The sequence below is a fragment of the Kitasatospora terrestris genome (assembly GCF_039542905.1).
Classification (GTDB): Bacteria; Actinomycetota; Actinomycetes; order Streptomycetales; family Streptomycetaceae; genus Kitasatospora; species Kitasatospora terrestris.
Genome location: NZ_BAABIS010000001.1, coordinates 4,263,671 through 4,278,840 on the forward strand (window position 1 = coordinate 4,263,671; position 15,170 = coordinate 4,278,840).

Annotated in this window: 12 protein-coding genes and 2 tRNA genes; 13 read left to right on the top strand and 1 reads right to left on the bottom strand. The window is 70.9% G+C overall.

Features of this window, described 5'->3' with window-relative positions; translation table 11 throughout:
* Window positions 1-640 precede the first annotated feature (640 nt).
* The 13 genes from dnaN (at window position 641) to ABEB06_RS19780 (ending at window position 14,132) form a co-directional block, all read left to right on the top strand.
* Window positions 641-1,771 carry a DNA polymerase III subunit beta gene (gene dnaN / locus ABEB06_RS19720; RefSeq protein WP_345698186.1) on the top strand — a complete coding sequence of 377 codons (1,131 nt, stop codon included), beginning with the start codon at window positions 641-643 and terminating at the stop codon, window positions 1,769-1,771.
* A 176-nt stretch (window positions 1,772-1,947) separates the two neighbouring features.
* Complete coding sequence (gene gnd, locus ABEB06_RS19725) at window positions 1,948-2,823, top strand: phosphogluconate dehydrogenase (NAD(+)-dependent, decarboxylating) (RefSeq protein WP_345698187.1); 876 nt, start codon at window positions 1,948-1,950, stop codon at window positions 2,821-2,823.
* A gap of 31 nt (window positions 2,824-2,854) precedes the next feature.
* A complete protein-coding gene (gene recF / locus ABEB06_RS19730) occupies window positions 2,855-3,988 on the top strand; it encodes a DNA replication/repair protein RecF (protein WP_345698188.1) in 1,134 nt (377 codons plus the stop codon).
* A 62-nt stretch (window positions 3,989-4,050) separates the two neighbouring features.
* A complete protein-coding gene (locus ABEB06_RS19735) occupies window positions 4,051-4,563 on the top strand; it encodes a DciA family protein (RefSeq protein WP_345698189.1) in 513 nt (170 codons plus the stop codon).
* Between the two features lie 285 nt (window positions 4,564-4,848).
* Window positions 4,849-6,849: a DNA topoisomerase (ATP-hydrolyzing) subunit B gene (gyrB, locus tag ABEB06_RS19740; RefSeq protein WP_345698190.1), complete on the top strand. Its 2,001-nt coding sequence runs from the start codon at window positions 4,849-4,851 to the stop codon at window positions 6,847-6,849.
* A gap of 104 nt (window positions 6,850-6,953) precedes the next feature.
* Window positions 6,954-9,488: a DNA gyrase subunit A gene (gyrA, locus tag ABEB06_RS19745; protein WP_345701909.1), complete on the top strand. Its 2,535-nt coding sequence runs from the start codon at window positions 6,954-6,956 to the stop codon at window positions 9,486-9,488.
* Between the two features lie 248 nt (window positions 9,489-9,736).
* Window positions 9,737-10,411: a DUF3566 domain-containing protein gene (locus ABEB06_RS19750; protein ID WP_345698191.1), complete on the top strand. Its 675-nt coding sequence runs from the start codon at window positions 9,737-9,739 to the stop codon at window positions 10,409-10,411.
* 414 nt (window positions 10,412-10,825) lie between these two features.
* Window positions 10,826-12,199: a class I SAM-dependent methyltransferase gene (locus ABEB06_RS19755; RefSeq protein WP_345698192.1), complete on the top strand. Its 1,374-nt coding sequence runs from the start codon at window positions 10,826-10,828 to the stop codon at window positions 12,197-12,199.
* A gap of 16 nt (window positions 12,200-12,215) precedes the next feature.
* Window positions 12,216-12,289: transfer RNA gene (locus tag ABEB06_RS19760), tRNA-Ile, on the top strand.
* Window positions 12,290-12,538: 249 nt separating this feature from the next.
* The gene (locus ABEB06_RS19765) at window positions 12,539-13,237 is read left to right on the top strand and encodes a hypothetical protein (RefSeq protein ID WP_345698193.1); all 699 of its coding nucleotides are present in this window, start codon (window positions 12,539-12,541) and stop codon (window positions 13,235-13,237) included.
* A 124-nt stretch (window positions 13,238-13,361) separates the two neighbouring features.
* Entirely contained in the window at window positions 13,362-13,718 is a 357-nt protein-coding gene (locus ABEB06_RS19770) for a DUF6191 domain-containing protein (RefSeq protein WP_345698194.1), read from the top strand.
* A 101-nt stretch (window positions 13,719-13,819) separates the two neighbouring features.
* Window positions 13,820-13,948 carry a DLW-39 family protein gene (locus ABEB06_RS19775; protein ID WP_253802799.1) on the top strand — a complete coding sequence of 43 codons (129 nt, stop codon included), beginning with the start codon at window positions 13,820-13,822 and terminating at the stop codon, window positions 13,946-13,948.
* 111 nt (window positions 13,949-14,059) lie between these two features.
* Window positions 14,060-14,132, top strand: a tRNA-Ala gene (locus ABEB06_RS19780).
* 79 nt (window positions 14,133-14,211) lie between these two features.
* Here the strand turns inward: ABEB06_RS19780 and ABEB06_RS19785 are convergent.
* The gene (locus tag ABEB06_RS19785) at window positions 14,212-15,156 is read right to left on the bottom strand and encodes a DUF5324 family protein (protein WP_345701910.1); all 945 of its coding nucleotides are present in this window, start codon (window positions 15,154-15,156) and stop codon (window positions 14,212-14,214) included.
* Window positions 15,157-15,170: the final 14 nt, after the last annotated feature.

Below are 15,170 nucleotides of genomic sequence, written 5' to 3' on the forward strand. Positions count from 1 at the left end.
TTCCTCCACAGGCCGTCGAGCGCTACGCTCGTCTGTGCAGGTCAGACCCGTGTGGACTTGTGCACAAGCGTTATCCACAGGATGTGGAAATCTGCCGCCCCGTCAGCGGGCCATTCAGGTTGTCCACCGCTTGTCCCCAGGGAAAAGGCAGTTATCCCCAGGTTCTCCACAGCTCTGTCCACAGTTCGACAACATTGTGCGGGCGTTCACTCCCAGGTGTGAAAGGCGTCACGTGATGTTGCCCAGGGTGCCGTGGATAACCCACCCATGATCTGGGGACAAGCCTGGGGATAACCTGTGGATACTCACTGTGGGCTGTGGGTAACTCTCCGTTGTCCACAGCAGGCCCTGGTTGTCCACACTCCCGGTCCACAGGCGCTGTGGATGAAATCTGGGGCCTGACCTGCGCAAACGGGGTTATCCACGGTTTCCACAGGCCCTACTACTACTACTGAACCTAGAGAGCTCAGAACTTGATCAACAGCGGGGCGGGCCGAAATCTGTGGACAACGCGGACCCGACATCCGTTCGGTGACTTGCGCCCGTCTGCCCCGAGTGTCGGCGGAGTACGTCAGACTGTTCTCCAGCACCTGGAAGGACGGGTGCCGGATGACGATCGACAGCCAGGAGGCGGTTACCGGTGAAGTTCCGGGTGGAGCGTGATGTCCTCGCGGAGGCGGTGGCCTGGGCTGCTCGCAGCCTCCCGGCGCGGCCGCCGGTGCCGGTGCTGGCCGGCCTGCTGCTGACCGCGCAGGAGGGCACCCTGGCGCTCTCGGGGTTCGACTACGAGGTCTCGGCCCGGGTCGAGCTGGAGGCGGACGTCGAGGAGGCGGGCACGGTCCTGGTCTCCGGCCGTCTGCTCAACGACATCTCCCGCAACCTGCCGAACCGTCCGGTGGAGATCTCCACCGACGGCATGCGGGTCAGCGTGGTCTGCGGCAGCTCGCGGTTCACCCTGCCGACCCTCCCGGTCGACGAGTACCCGTCGCTGCCCCAGATGCCGACCGCGACCGGCACGGTCTCCGGCGACGTGTTCGCCGCCGCCGTCAGCCAGGCCGCCGTGGCCGCCGGGCGCGACGACACCCTGCCGGTGCTGACCGGTGTGCGGGTCGAGATCGACGGCGACAAGATCACCCTGGCCGCCACCGACCGGTACCGCTTCGCCGTCCGCGACCTGCTGTGGAAGCCGGAGCAGTCGGACATCAACGCGGTCGCCCTGGTGCCCGCCAAGACCCTGCAGGACATCGCCAAGTCCCTGGGCAGCGGCGACACGGTCTCCATCGCGCTGGCCACCGGCGGTGCCGGTGAGGGCCTGATCGGCTTCGAGGGCGCCGGCCGACGGACCACCACCCGTCTGCTGGAGGGCGAGTTCCCGAAGTTCCGGTCGATCTTCCCGACCGAGTTCTCGGCGGTCGCCGCGGTGCAGACCCAGCCCTTCCTGGAGGCGCTGAAGCGCGTCTCGCTGGTGGCCGAGCGCAACACCCCGGTGCGGCTCAACTTCGAGCAGGGCGTGCTGACCCTGGAGGCCGGTTCCGGTGACGACGCGCAGGCGTCCGAGCGGGTCGAGGCCGACCTCGAGGGCGACGACATCTCGATCGCCTTCAACCCGGGCTACCTGGAGGAGGGACTGAAGGCCATCGACTCCGCCTACGCCCAGCTGAGCTTCACCACCCCGACCAAGCCGGCCCTGCTGACCGGCAAGGCGGCGGTGGACGCGGAGTCCGACGAGGCCTACCAGTACCTGATCATGCCGGTGCGCCTCTCCGGCTGACCGCACGCGCTCGACCCGCGCCGCGCCCCAGGGCCGTCCACAGCCTGGGGACGGACTTGGGGATGTACGGGCCTCTCCCGCTCGGCGGGAGGGGCCCAGCGCGCTTCCCGGCGTAGGCTCAGGCTGTGCGGCAAGGGCGCCGCCTCCAGGCAGATCACCACAGCTAAGGACTTCTCATGGAGCTCGGCCTCATCGGTCTCGGCAAGATGGGCGGCAACATGCGCGAGCGCATCCGCCGCGCCGGCCACACCGTCATCGGCTACGACCGCAATCCGGACCTCGCCGACGTCGACTCCCTGGAGGCGCTCGTCGCCAAGCTGGAGGGCCCGCGGGTGGTCTGGGTGATGGTCCCGGCCGGCGGCCCGACCCAGGACACCGTGGACCGGCTCGCCGAGCTGCTCTCCCCCGGCGACGTGGTGGTGGACGGCGGAAACTCCCGTTGGACGGACGACATCTCGCACGCCGAGACGCTGGCCGCCAAGGGCATCGGCTTCGTCGACTGCGGCGTCTCCGGCGGTGTCTGGGGCCTGGAGAACGGCTACGCGCTGATGTACGGCGGCGACGCCGAGCACGTGGCGAAGGTCCAGCCGATCTTCGACGCGCTGAAGCCGGAGGGCGAGTTCGGCTCGGTGCACGCGGGCAAGGTCGGCGCCGGCCACTTCGCCAAGATGGTCCACAACGGCATCGAGTACGCGATGATGCAGGCCTTCGCCGAGGGCTGGGAGCTGCTGGAGGCGGCGCCCGAGGTCACCGACGTGCGCGAGGTCTTCCGCAGCTGGCAGGAGGGCACGGTCATCCGTTCCTGGCTGCTGGACCTGGCGGTCCGCGCGCTGGACGACGACGAGCACCTCGCCAAGCTCAAGGGCTGGGCCGCCGACTCGGGCGAGGGCCGCTGGACGGTCGAGGCCGCGATCGACCACGCGGTGCCGCTGCCGGCGATCACCGCCTCGCTGTTCGCGCGCTTCGCCTCCCGTCAGGACGACTCGCCGCAGATGAAGATGATCGCCGCGCTGCGCAACCAGTTCGGCGGCCACGCGGTCGAGTCCAAGTAGTCGGACCAGAAGGCGAGCGCAGTTCTCCACCATGCATGTCGCGCATCTGTCGCTCGCCGATTTCCGCTCCTACGCCCGGGTCGAGGTTCCGCTCGACCCGGGCGTCACCGCGTTCGTGGGGCCGAACGGCCAGGGCAAGACCAACCTGGTGGAGGCCGTCGGGTACGTGGCGACGCTGGGCAGCCACCGGGTGGCCAACGACGCCCCGCTGGTGCGGCTGGGCGCCGAGCGGGCGGTGATCCGCACCAACGTGGTGCAGGGCGGCCGGACCACCCTGGTGGAGCTGGAGATCACCCCGGGCAGGGCCAACCGGGCCCGGCTGAACCGCTCGGACAACGTGCGCCCGCGCGACGTGCTGGGCGTGCTGCGGACGGTCCTGTTCGCTCCCGAGGACCTGGCCCTGGTGAAGGGCGACCCGAGCGAGCGCCGGCGGTTCCTGGACGAACTGCTGACCGCCCGGGCCCCCCGGCTGGCGGGTGTGCGCTCGGACTACGAGCGGGTGCTGAAGCAGCGCAACGCGCTGCTGAAGACCGCGGCGACGGCCCGTCGGGCCGGCGGCGGCAAGGGCGCCGACCTGTCCACCCTGGAGGTGTGGGACGGCCACCTGGCCCGGGCCGGGGCGGAGCTGACCGCCTTCCGGCTGCAGCTGGTGGCGGCGCTGCAGCCGCTGGTGGCGCAGGCGTACCGGCAGCTGGCCCCGGAGGGCGGGGAGACCGCGCTGGAGTACCGGTCCTCGTTCGAGGGGGAGCTGCCGACCAGCCGGGAGCAGGCGGAGCTGCAGCTGCTGGAGGCGCTGCGGGAGGTCCGCGGCCAGGAGGTCGCCCGCGGGCTGACCCTGGTCGGTCCGCACCGGGACGAGCTGGTGCTGAAGCTGGGGCCGCTGCCGGCGAAGGGGTACGCCAGCCACGGGGAGTCCTGGTCGTTCGCGCTGGCGCTGCGGCTGGCCTCGTACGAGCTGCTGCGCTCGGACGGCGGGGAGCCGGTGCTGGTACTGGACGACGTGTTCGCGGAGCTGGACGCGCGGCGGCGGGACCGGTTGGCGGAGCTGGTGGCCGGGGGCGAGCAGGTGCTGGTGACGGCGGCGGTGGCGGAGGACGTTCCGAAGGCGCTGGCGGGGGCGCGGTTCGGCGTCTCACAGGGCTCGGTGGACCGTCTGGACCCGTAGGCACCGAGGGTTCCGTACTCTTGAGTACTTCACCGTCCACAGCCTGGGGATAAAGGAGCGCCATGACCGGGACCCCGGAGCCTTCGGGCGTGGACCTGGCGCGGGTGGCGCTCCGGGCGGCGAAGGAGCAGGCCCGGCTGCGGGGCGAGCAGGTGCGGGAGAAGCGCGAGGCGCGGCGGCACGGGCTGCGCAGCGGTGCGCGGTCGGACGGGCGCGACCCGGTCCCGTTGGGGGCGGCGCTGAATCGTTTGATCACGGAGCGCGGTTGGGAGGCTCCGGCGGCGGTCGGCGGGGTGATGGGCCGGTGGCCGCAGATCGTGGGTCCGGACATCGCGGCGCACTGCGTGCCGAAGTCGTACGTGGAGGCCGAAGCGGTCCTCACGGTGCAGTGCGACTCGACCGCATGGGCGACTCAACTGCGTTTGCTGGCTCGCCAGTTGGTGGCGCGCCTGAATCACGAGCTGGGGCACGGCACGGTCCGCGTGATCAAGGTGCTGGGGCCGGACGCGCCGGTGCGCGGGTACGGGCGGCTGCGTGCGCCGGGCAGCAAGGGGCCGGGCGACACCTGGGGGTGAGCCCGCCGGACGGGCCGGGCTCACGCGGAGTGATCTCTTCCGGAACGCCTGGCGGCCCGCGTGAGGGCTCTGAGCCCCCTGGTCGAGTATCGGGACATGTCCCGTGGGGCTTCAGGGCGGCACATCTGCCTTCAGGGGCTGCCAAACGCCCCTCGCTGTCAGTCGTACCGGTAGACTGGAAGCCAAACACTGTTGCTTGCAGCAACCGAGTCGAAACGCCGTGGTCGCACGCCTGCCCAATCGGGGGTGGGCAGGCGGCCCGCGTTGTGCCAGAGAGGGCGCTTCGTGGCCGATTCCGGCAACCCCAGCCAGACCCCAGACCCCACCGACCCGTCCGGCAGCAAGGCCTACGACGCCAGCGCGATCCAGGTGCTGGAAGGCCTCGACGCCGTCCGCAAGCGCCCCGGCATGTACATCGGCTCGACCGGTGAGCGCGGCCTGCACCACCTGGTGCAGGAAATCGTGGACAACTCCGTCGACGAGGCGATGGCCGGCCACGCGGACACCATCGACGTGACCATCCTGGCCGACGGCGGCGTGCGCGTGGTCGACAACGGCCGCGGCATCCCGGTCGGCATCATGCCCGGCCAGGACAAGCCCGCGGTCGAGGTCGTGCTCACCGTCCTGCACGCCGGCGGCAAGTTCGGCGGCGCCGGCTACGCCGTCTCCGGCGGTCTGCACGGCGTCGGCATCTCCGTGGTGAACGCGCTGTCCACCCGCCTCGCGGTGGAGATCTGGACCGACGGTGCCCGCTGGACGCAGGAGTACAAGTCGGGTGCCCCGGTCGCCCCGCTGGACCGGCACGAGGCCACCGAGCGCACCGGCACCAGCGTGACCTTCTGGGCCGACGGCGACATCTTCGAGACCACGGTCTACTCCTTCGAGACGCTGTCGCGGCGCTTCCAGGAGATGGCGTTCCTCAACAAGGGCCTGACCATCTCGCTGACCGACGAGCGCGTCGAGCACCTCGACGAGGAGGGCAAGCCCCTCTCGGTCACCTACAAGTACGACGGCGGCATCGCCGACTACGTCGCGCACCTGAACTCCCGCAAGGGCGAGCCGGTCCACCCCTCGGTGATCGACTTCGAGGCGGAGGACAAGGACAAGCGGATCTCGGTCGAGATCGCGATGCAGTGGAACGCGTCCTACACCGAGGGCGTGTACTCCTTCGCCAACACCATCCACACCCACGGCGGCGGCACCCACGAGGAGGGCTTCCGCGCCGCGCTGACCGGTCTGATGAACCGGTACGCGCGCGACAAGAAGCTGCTCCGGGAGAAGGACGACAACCTCTCCGGCGAGGACATCCGCGAGGGTCTCACCGCGATCATCTCGATCAAGCTGGGCGAGCCGCAGTTCGAGGGCCAGACCAAGGACAAGCTCGGCAACACCGAGGCCAAGACCTTCGTGCAGAAGGTGGTCAACGAGCACCTGGCGGACTGGCTGGACCGCAACCCCAACGAGGCCGCGGACATCGTCCGCAAGTCCATCCAGGCGGCCAGCGCCCGGGTGGCGGCCCGCAAGGCGCGCGACCTGACCCGCCGCAAGGGCCTGCTGGAGTCGGCCTCGCTGCCCGGCAAGCTCTCGGACTGCCAGTCCAAGGACGCGGCCGAGTGCGAGATCTTCATCGTCGAGGGCGACTCGGCCGGCGGTTCGGCCAAGCAGGGCCGCGACCCGCGCACCCAGGCGATCCTCCCGATCCGCGGCAAGATCCTGAACGTCGAGAAGGCGCGGATCGACAAGGTCCTGCAGAACACCGAGGTCCAGGCGCTGATCTCGGCCTTCGGCTGCGGCATCCAGGAGGACTACGACGAGTCCAAGCTCCGCTATCACAAGATCGTCCTGATGGCCGACGCCGACGTCGACGGCCAGCACATCCGCACCCTGCTGCTGACCCTGCTGTTCCGCTTCATGCGGCCGCTGGTCGAGGCCGGGTACGTCTACCTGGCGATGCCCCCGCTGTACAAGATCAAGTGGGGCAAGGACGACTTCGAGTACGCCTACTCCGACCGCGAGCGCGACGCGCTCATCGCGGCCGGCGTGGAGGCCGGGCGCCGACTGCCCAAGGACGACGCCATCCAGCGCTTCAAGGGTCTGGGCGAGATGAACGCCGAGGAGCTGCGGGTCACCACCATGGACGCCGCGCACCGCCTGCTGCTCCAGGTCACCCTGGAGGACGCGGCCCGTGCCGACGACCTGTTCTCCGTCCTGATGGGCGAGGACGTCGAGGCCCGCCGGTCCTTCATCCAGCGCAACGCCAAGGACGTCCGCTTCCTCGACGTCTGACGGACCGTCAAGGATCGTTGAAAGGAAACTGACCAGCAGTGGTCGACGACAACCGTCCGGACGGCGCCGAGCAGCCCGAGGACACCAGCACCGCCCAGAGCGTCATGCGGGTCGAGCCGATCGAGCTCGAGACCGAGATGCAGCGCTCCTACCTCGACTACGCGATGAGCGTCATCGTCTCGCGTGCCCTGCCGGAGGTCCGCGACGGCCTCAAGCCGGTGCACCGGCGCGTGCTCTACGCGATGTACGACGGCGGGTACCGGCCCGAGAAGGGCTACTACAAGTGCGCCCGCGTGGTCGGCGACGTGATGGGCAACTACCACCCGCACGGCGACACCTCGATCTACGACACCCTGGTGCGCCTCGCCCAGACGTGGTCGATGCGGATGCCCCTGGTGGACGGCAACGGCAACTTCGGCTCCCCGGGCAACGACCCGGCCGCGGCCATGCGCTACACCGAGTGCAAGATGATGCCGCTGGCCATGGAGATGATGCGCGACATCGACGAGGAGACCGTCGATTTCGCCGCCAACTACGACGGCCGGCAGCAGGAGCCGACCGTCCTGCCCGCGCGCATCCCCAACCTGCTGATCAACGGTGCCACCGGCATCGCGGTCGGCATGGCCACCAACATCCCGCCGCACAACCTGCGCGAGGTCGCCTCCGGCGCGCTCTGGGCGCTGGAGCACCCGGACGCCTCCAACGAGGAGCTGCTGGAAGCCCTGATCGAGCGGATCAAGGGCCCGGACTTCCCGACCGGCGCCCTGATCGTCGGCCGCCGCGGCATCGAGGACGCGTACCGCACCGGCCGCGGCTCGATCACCATGCGCGCGGTGGTGGAGGTCGAGGAGATCCAGGGCCGGCAGTGCCTGGTGATCACCGAGCTGCCGTACCAGGTGAACCCGGACAACCTCGCGCTGAAGATCGCCGACCTGGTCAAGGACGGCAAGATCGCCGGCATCGCCGACGTCCGCGACGAGTCCTCGTCCCGGACCGGCCAGCGCCTGGTCATCGTGCTCAAGCGCGACGCGGTCGCCAAGGTCGTGCTGAACAACCTCTACAAGCACACCGACCTGCAGACCAACTTCGGCGCCAACATGCTGGCCCTGGTCGACGGCGTGCCGCGCACCCTGTCGCTGGACGCCTTCATCCGGCACTGGGTCACCCACCAGGTCGAGGTCATCGTCCGCCGCACCACCTTCCGCCTGCGCAAGGCGGAGGAGCGCGCCCACATCCTGCGCGCGCTGCTCAAGGCGCTCGACCAGATCGACGCGGTGATCGCGCTGATCCGGGCCTCGGAGAGCGCCGACGCCGCCCGCACCGGCCTGATGCAGCTGCTCACCATCGACGAGATCCAGGCCAACGCCATCCTCGAGATGCAGCTGCGCCGCCTGGCCGCCCTGGAGAGCGCCCGCATCCTCAGCGAGCACGACGAGCTCCAGGCGAAGATCAACGAGTACAACGCGATCCTCGCCTCGCCCTCGCGCCAGCGCGAGATCATCTCCGAGGAGCTCACCGCGATCGTCGAGAAGTACGGCGACGAGCGGCGCTCCACCCTGATCCCCTCCGACGGCGACCTCTCGATCGAGGACCTGATCGCCGAGGAGGACATCGTCGTCACCATCACCCGCGGCGGCTACGTCAAGCGCACCCGTTCCGACCTGTACCGCTCGCAGAAGCGCGGCGGCAAGGGCGTGCGCGGCGCGCAGCTGAAGCAGGACGACATCGTCGACCACTTCTTCGTGACGACCACCCACAACTGGATCCTGTTCTTCACCAACAAGGGCCGGGTCTACCGCGCGAAGGGCTACGAGCTGCCCGACGCCGGCCGGGACGCCCGCGGCCAGCACGTGGCCAACCTGCTGGCCTTCCAGCCGGAGGAGCACATCGCCCAGGTGATGGCGGTCCGCACCTACGAGGACAAGCCGTACCTGGTGCTGGCCACCCGCAACGGCCTGGTGAAGAAGTCCCTGCTGAAGGACTACGACTCGCCGCGCTCCGGCGGCCTGATCGCGATCAACCTGCGGCAGGACGAGGAGGGCCGGGACGACGAGCTGATCGGCGCCGAGCTGGTCTCCGCCGAGGACGACCTGCTGCTGATCTCCCGGAAGGCGCAGTCGATCCGGTTCACCGCGACCGACGAGGCGCTGCGGCCGATGAGCCGGGCCACCTCCGGCGTGAAGGGCATGTCGTTCCGCGAGGACGACGAGCTGCTGTCGATGAACGTGATCCGGGCCGGCACCTTCGTCTTCACCGCCACCGACGGCGGTTACGCCAAGCGGACGTCGGTCGACGAGTACCGTGTCCAGGGACGCGGCGGTTTCGGTATCAAGGCGGCGAAGATCGTCGAGGGCCGGGGCTCGCTGGTCGGCGCGCTGGTCGTCGAGGAGACCGACGAGATCATGGCCATCACGCTCTCCGGCGGCGTGATCCGGACCAGGGTTTCCGAAGTCCGTGAAACCGGACGTGACACCATGGGCGTCCAACTGATCAACCTCGGAAAGCGCGACGCGGTGGTGGGCATGGCCCGCAACGCGGAGGCCGACGAGGAGGAGGTACCGGGAGAGGACGCCGCCGAGGCGTCGGAGACCGGGACCACCGAGCAGGCAACGGCGGGCGGCGGGGCCGAGCAGGGCTGACCGCGCCACCCGCGGGCCGGTGCCCGTCCCCCTGCCGGGACGGGCACCGACCGCTGACCGGGACCGGTTGACCGGTTCCGGCCGCGCCGGGGCCGTACGGTGGACGGCGGAGCACAGGTGACCAGGACGGCGGGTGCCGGCCTGGAGAACGGTTCGGGAGGACCAGGGTGAGTGGAGCCACGGGTGCTGGAGGTGCCACGGGCGGCCTGCCGGGCGCGCCACAGGGTGGAGCGTCGTACGGCGGCGGCGTGCCCCCGCGTCCGGCCGAGCACCCCGCCGCGTCCACGTCGCTGATGCCGCCGGTGGCCTCGGCCGCCCAGCAGGGCGGCGGCGGGACGCACGGCGCGGGGTTCAGCGCCGTCCCGCCGAGCCCGGCCACCCCGCCGGCGCCGCCGAGCACGCCGCCGGCCGCCGGGTCGGGAGGCTTCTCCCAGCCCACCACCTACGGCGCCAACGGCCAGCCGACGCCGGCCCGCGGCACCCGCACCGACGGTGCCCGCAGCGAGGGCAGCGGCCGCCGCCCCGCCGCCACTCCCCCGGCCGCCGCCGGGCGCACCCGCCGGGCCCGGCTGCGGGTCACCAAGGTCGACCCGTGGTCGGTGATGAAGGTCAGCTTCCTGCTGTCCCTCGCCGTCGGCGTGATCATCATCGTGGCCTCGGCCGTCCTGTGGATGGTCCTCAACGGCCTCGGCGTCTTCGACTCGCTCAGCTCCACCCTGACCGACGTCACCGGCAACGACAGCGGCGGCGGCTTCAAGCTGATGGACTACATCGGCTTCGGCCGGGTGTTCATGTTCACCACGCTGATCGCCGTGGTCGACGTGGTGCTGATGACCGCGTTGGCCACCCTGTCGGCGTTCATCTACAACACCGCCGCGGGCTTCGCCGGCGGCGTCGAGCTGACCCTCGCCGAGGAGGACTGACCCTCCCCGCACGGTTCGGGCCCCTGACGGCCCCGAAGGCCCTTGCCGGACTTCGGGGCCGTCTGCCGTTCCGGGCAGGGCCTCCTGCGGGCCCTCCGGGCGTTCTCGGGCGTCTCGCGGGCCGCGGGCCCCAGGGTGGCCCTGGCGGCCCCGCAGGGGCTTCCCCACCGGTCGTAGCGGCTCCGGGTGGGCTCCGTGCGGCTTCGTGCGGCTTCGGGAGGCGCGGGGCGGTGCGAGGACCCCGTGCGGTCTCCGATCGGGTGAGCGGGCGGCGTGCCGCGGCCCGCCCTGCGTCGCTGCCGCACCCGGCCGTGGATTAGTGGAGGAACCCGGGGGGAAGCCTGGACAGGACTGCACCCGGGCGCCGGGCGGTGCTGGACGGTTGGGACGGACGGCTGGGTCGGAGGTCTTGCCATGGCTGAGCTCGCGAAGCAACTGACCACCGCGGTGGAGGGCCTGCTCGGCCTGCCGCTGCCACTGCGCCTGCGGGCCTGGGACGGCTCGCTCGCCGGCCCCGCCGGCGCGCCCACGGTGGTGCTGCGCAACCGGCGGGCCGCCCGCCGCCTGCTCTGGCAGCCCGGCGAACTCGGCCTGGCCCGCGCGTACGTCTCCGGAGACCTGGAGATCGGCCCCGGCGACGACCTGTACGAGGTCCTGGACGCGGTCGCGGCCTTCGCCGAGCACCCGCGGATCCGGCAGCTGAAGCTCGGCCCGCGCGAGGTCCTCGGGCCGCGCGGACGCGCCCTGCTCGGCACCGCGCTGCGCGCCGGCCTCGTCGGCCCGCAGCCCGCTCCCCCGGCCGAGGAGGCCCGCCGCCACCGCGGCCCGCTGCACAGCCGGCTGCGCGACCGCGCCGCGATCAGCCACCACTACGACGTCGGCAACGACTACTACGGGCTCGTCCTCGGCCCCTCGATGGTCTACTCGTGCGCCTACTGGACCCCCGAGGCCAAGAGCCTGGAGGCCGCCCAGGAGGCCAAGCTCGACCTGATCTGCCGCAAGCTCGGCCTGCGGCCCGGCATGCGCCTGCTGGACGTCGGCTGCGGCTGGGGCTCGCTGGTGCTGCACGCCGCCCGTCACCACGGCGTCCACGCCGTCGGGGTCTCCATCTCCACCGAGCAGGTCGCCCTGGCCCGCCACCGGGTCGCCGAGGCCGGTCTGGACGACCGGATCGAGATCCGCCTCCAGGACTACCGAGAGATCCCCGACGGCCCCTTCGACGCCGTCTCCAGCGTCGGCATGGCCGAGCACGTCGGCGCCGCCCAATACCTGGCCTACGCGACCCACCTCTACGAGCTGCTGACCCCCGGCGGCCGCCTGCTCAACCACCAGATCGCCCGCCGCCCCACCCCGCCCGGCGAGGACTACCGGCCCAGCCCCTTCATCGACCGCTACGTCTTCCCCGACGGCGAGCTCTCCCCCGTCGGCACCACCGTCTCGCTCCTGGAGGAGTCCGGCTTCGAGGTCCGCGACGTCGAGTCGCTGCGCGAGCACTACGGCCTCACCCTTCGCGAGTGGGTCGCCAACCTCGAAGCGCACTGGCCCGAGGCCGTCCGGCTGGCCGGCCGCGGCCGCGCCCGGGTCTGGCGCCTCTACATGGCCGCCTCCGCCCTCGCCTTCGAGCAGAACCGCATCGGCATCAACCAGGTCCTCGCCGTCCACCCCGGCCCCGACGGCGCCAGCGGGCTGCCCGCGACCCGCGCCCAGTGGCTCGCCGCCCCCGCTGATCTGCACCGCTCGGCGGGCCCCGCCGATACGGATTTGGGAGATCGGCCATCGGTCCGCTAATCTTTCAGTGCGGCAAGGGGCTATAGCTCAGACGGTTAGAGCGCTTCCCTGATAAGGAAGAGGCCACAGGTTCAAGTCCTGTTAGCCCCACCGAAGTTGAAGGGCCCGATCACCTGGTGATCGGGCCCTTCGACGTTTTCGGCGTAACCCCGGGCGGGGCGTGGTCGTTGTGCCGGGTGCGCAGGGGTGACATGTGGGTGGGATAGCCGGGCGCCAGTACCGGTCATGGGATCTGTGGACGTAGCGCGACCTCTGCTCTTGCCGGCGGAAGACCGGTCCCGTTCGCCTGGGGATACAGGGCGCTTCACAGAGATCACTTCAACCGTGTGAGGCATCCCCATGTCCATGGAAGCCGTCATCCTCGAATCGCCGACCTTCCGTCGGCAACTCGCCGGGCGCACCGACGCCCTCGACAAGGTCAAGGCGCTCGTCCTCCTCCCGGACGGTGTGCACATCACCACCCGGATGGTCGCCGACTACTTCGAGGTGGACGAGAAGGTCGTCCAGAAGGTGACGGAACGTCACCGTTCCGAGCTGGCCGCCAACGGCATGGCCGTGTTGCGCGGCGCTGAGCTGCAGGAATTTAAGACCGACATGTTGTCGGTGTTTCCTGCGGGTTATCCACAGGCCCGTTCCGGGCTGGCCCTGTTCACCCGGAGGGCGGTGCTGAACGTGGCACTGCTGCTGCGGGGGAGCGCCGTCGCCCGGCAGGTGCGGCAGCACGTCCTGGACGTGGTCGAGGCGGCCCGGGAGCCCGGGGTCGCGCCGGTGCGGCCGTGGAAGCGGTGGAACGAGCTGCGGTGGGACGAGTACGAGGTGGTCACCCGCGACCCGGCCGCCCAGGCGTGGCAGCGCAAGATCGACGGGCTGGACCCGTTCGCCGAGCCGGAGGAGGACCCGATCGGCTCGGTCGAGCGCCGGCTGGACGCGCAGGACGCGGTGATCACGGCGATGGGCGAGCGGGTCTGCCGGTACGGCGACGACCTGAGGGCGCTCCGGCAGGAGCTGATCCGTTCTCGGATCCGTCACCGTAAGTAACCAAATTTTAGACCGACAGGCTGTCGGTCTAAATCCGGGCGTTAGACCGACAGCCTGTCGGTCTAACGCCCTCGGTTTTCCACAGGCTGGGGAACGTCGCTGGGGACGCCGCCGTTGGAGGGGCATGGCGGTGTTCTGGGCGATGAGTCTTCCCGGGCTGGTCTGCGCACTGGTGGTGCTGGCGTTCGTCGACCAGCTCGCGCTGAGGGCTCGCCGGGCCCGGTGGATCCCGTGGCGCGGGACGGGCCGGGAGGGGCAGGTGTCCTCGACCGGGTTCGAACAGTTGCACGCCCAGTTCGCGGCCGGCAAGCAGGCCGAGCTCGAGCAGCGGAAGACCACGCTGATGCTCCGGGACGAGGAGGGCGAGGGGGCGCCGCCGCGGACCAGGGTGGATCTGGACGGGGGAGTGGCGGTGGTGCCGGCACCGGCGTCAATCCCGGGTTCGGATCGGCCGGTTGGACGCAGTGGTGGCCGCTCTTGATTGGGTTACCGGTGTGTATCATCGGCCGCAGGGCGGTCTGTAGCCTGACCGCTGGTTCGTGCTCGTACACCACACGCAAGCAAGAAGGACGAGGTCCCGCGGTGAAGAAGCTTCTCCTGGTCGCCCTGGTCGCCCTCGGCGGCTTCTTTGTCTACCGTCAGGTCCAGGCGGACAAGGCCGAGCAGGACCTGTGGACCGAGGCCACCGACCCGGTCCCGGCCGGCCGCTGAGGTCCCGGACGATCTTCGGCGGGTCGGTCCCGGCCGTCGTCCGGGACCGACCCGAACCCGCTCAGGATTTCCGTCCGGAGCGGGTACTCTAGTGCTCGGTGCTTGGCACTCGGGGCTTTAGCTCAGTTGGTAGAGCGCTGTCTTTGCATGGCAGATGTCAGGAGTTCGAATCTCCTAAGCTCCACAGCGGTACACGGCGGAGGGCCGCCGATCCCGGTAGACGGGGTCGGCGGCCCTTTCGCGTTGCGGGCACCGGGCCGGGGTCAGTGCGGCTTGCGCGGGTCGTGCGGCTTGGGCCGGTCGTCGGAGGCCGGTGCGGCGGGCTTGGCGGCGTCGGGCTCGGGGCCGGGAGAGTCCTTCGGGCCCTCCTCGGCCGTGGGGCGCGGGGCGGAGCCGTTCATCACGGCGTCGCCGACCGGTGTGCCGGTGGCGCTCCCGGCCGGGGCGTCGGACGAGGCGGAGGCGTGGGCGCCGCTGCCGCCACCGTTCAGCCCTCCGGAGCCGGAGCCGGAGCCGGTGGCGGTACCGGAGCCCGTGGCGGTGTCGGCGGCCGGCACCGGCGGCTCGACCAGCCACTCGGGGTTGTTCTGCTTGCGGTACCACTGCCAGGCGAGCACGCCGGTGCCGATGGCGATGGTGCCAGCCACCGCGAGGCCGGTGGCCCAGCCGCTGCGGTGGTGGTTCTCCTTCTTGATGTTCTTGGCGGCCAGCTCGCTGATCTCGGCGGCGCTGACGTGCCCCTGGAGCGCGGTCAGGGCGGCGGCGCCGCGGGCCTGCGCCTCCTGGGCGTAGGGGGTGACCGACTCGACGGCGCCGTTGTAGGCGTCGGCGACCTTGGGGACCACGGTGGAGCGGGCCTGGCCGGCGGCCTGGGTGGCGGAGAGCTTGGCGGCGAGCGCGGCCTCCTGGGCCCGGTGCACGGCCTTCAGGGTGGCCTTCTGGGTCTCCGGGGGCAGGCTGGTGAAGGCGTTCTCCAGGCGCGGGGCGACGTGCTTGGCGTACTGCACCCGGGCGGCCTGGGCGGCGTTGGAGGCGCCGGTGCGGGCCTGGACGCCGGCGGATGCCGCCTTCGGGCCGAGCGCCTCCAGCTTGGGGCCGATCAGGTGCTTGGCCTCGTCCGCGTAGTGCAGTGCGGCGTCCTTGGCGGTGGCGGCGTAGGGCGCGATGGCGTCCTTCGTCCGTCCTGCGGTCTCGCGCGCTGTATCCATACGGGTCACGGCTT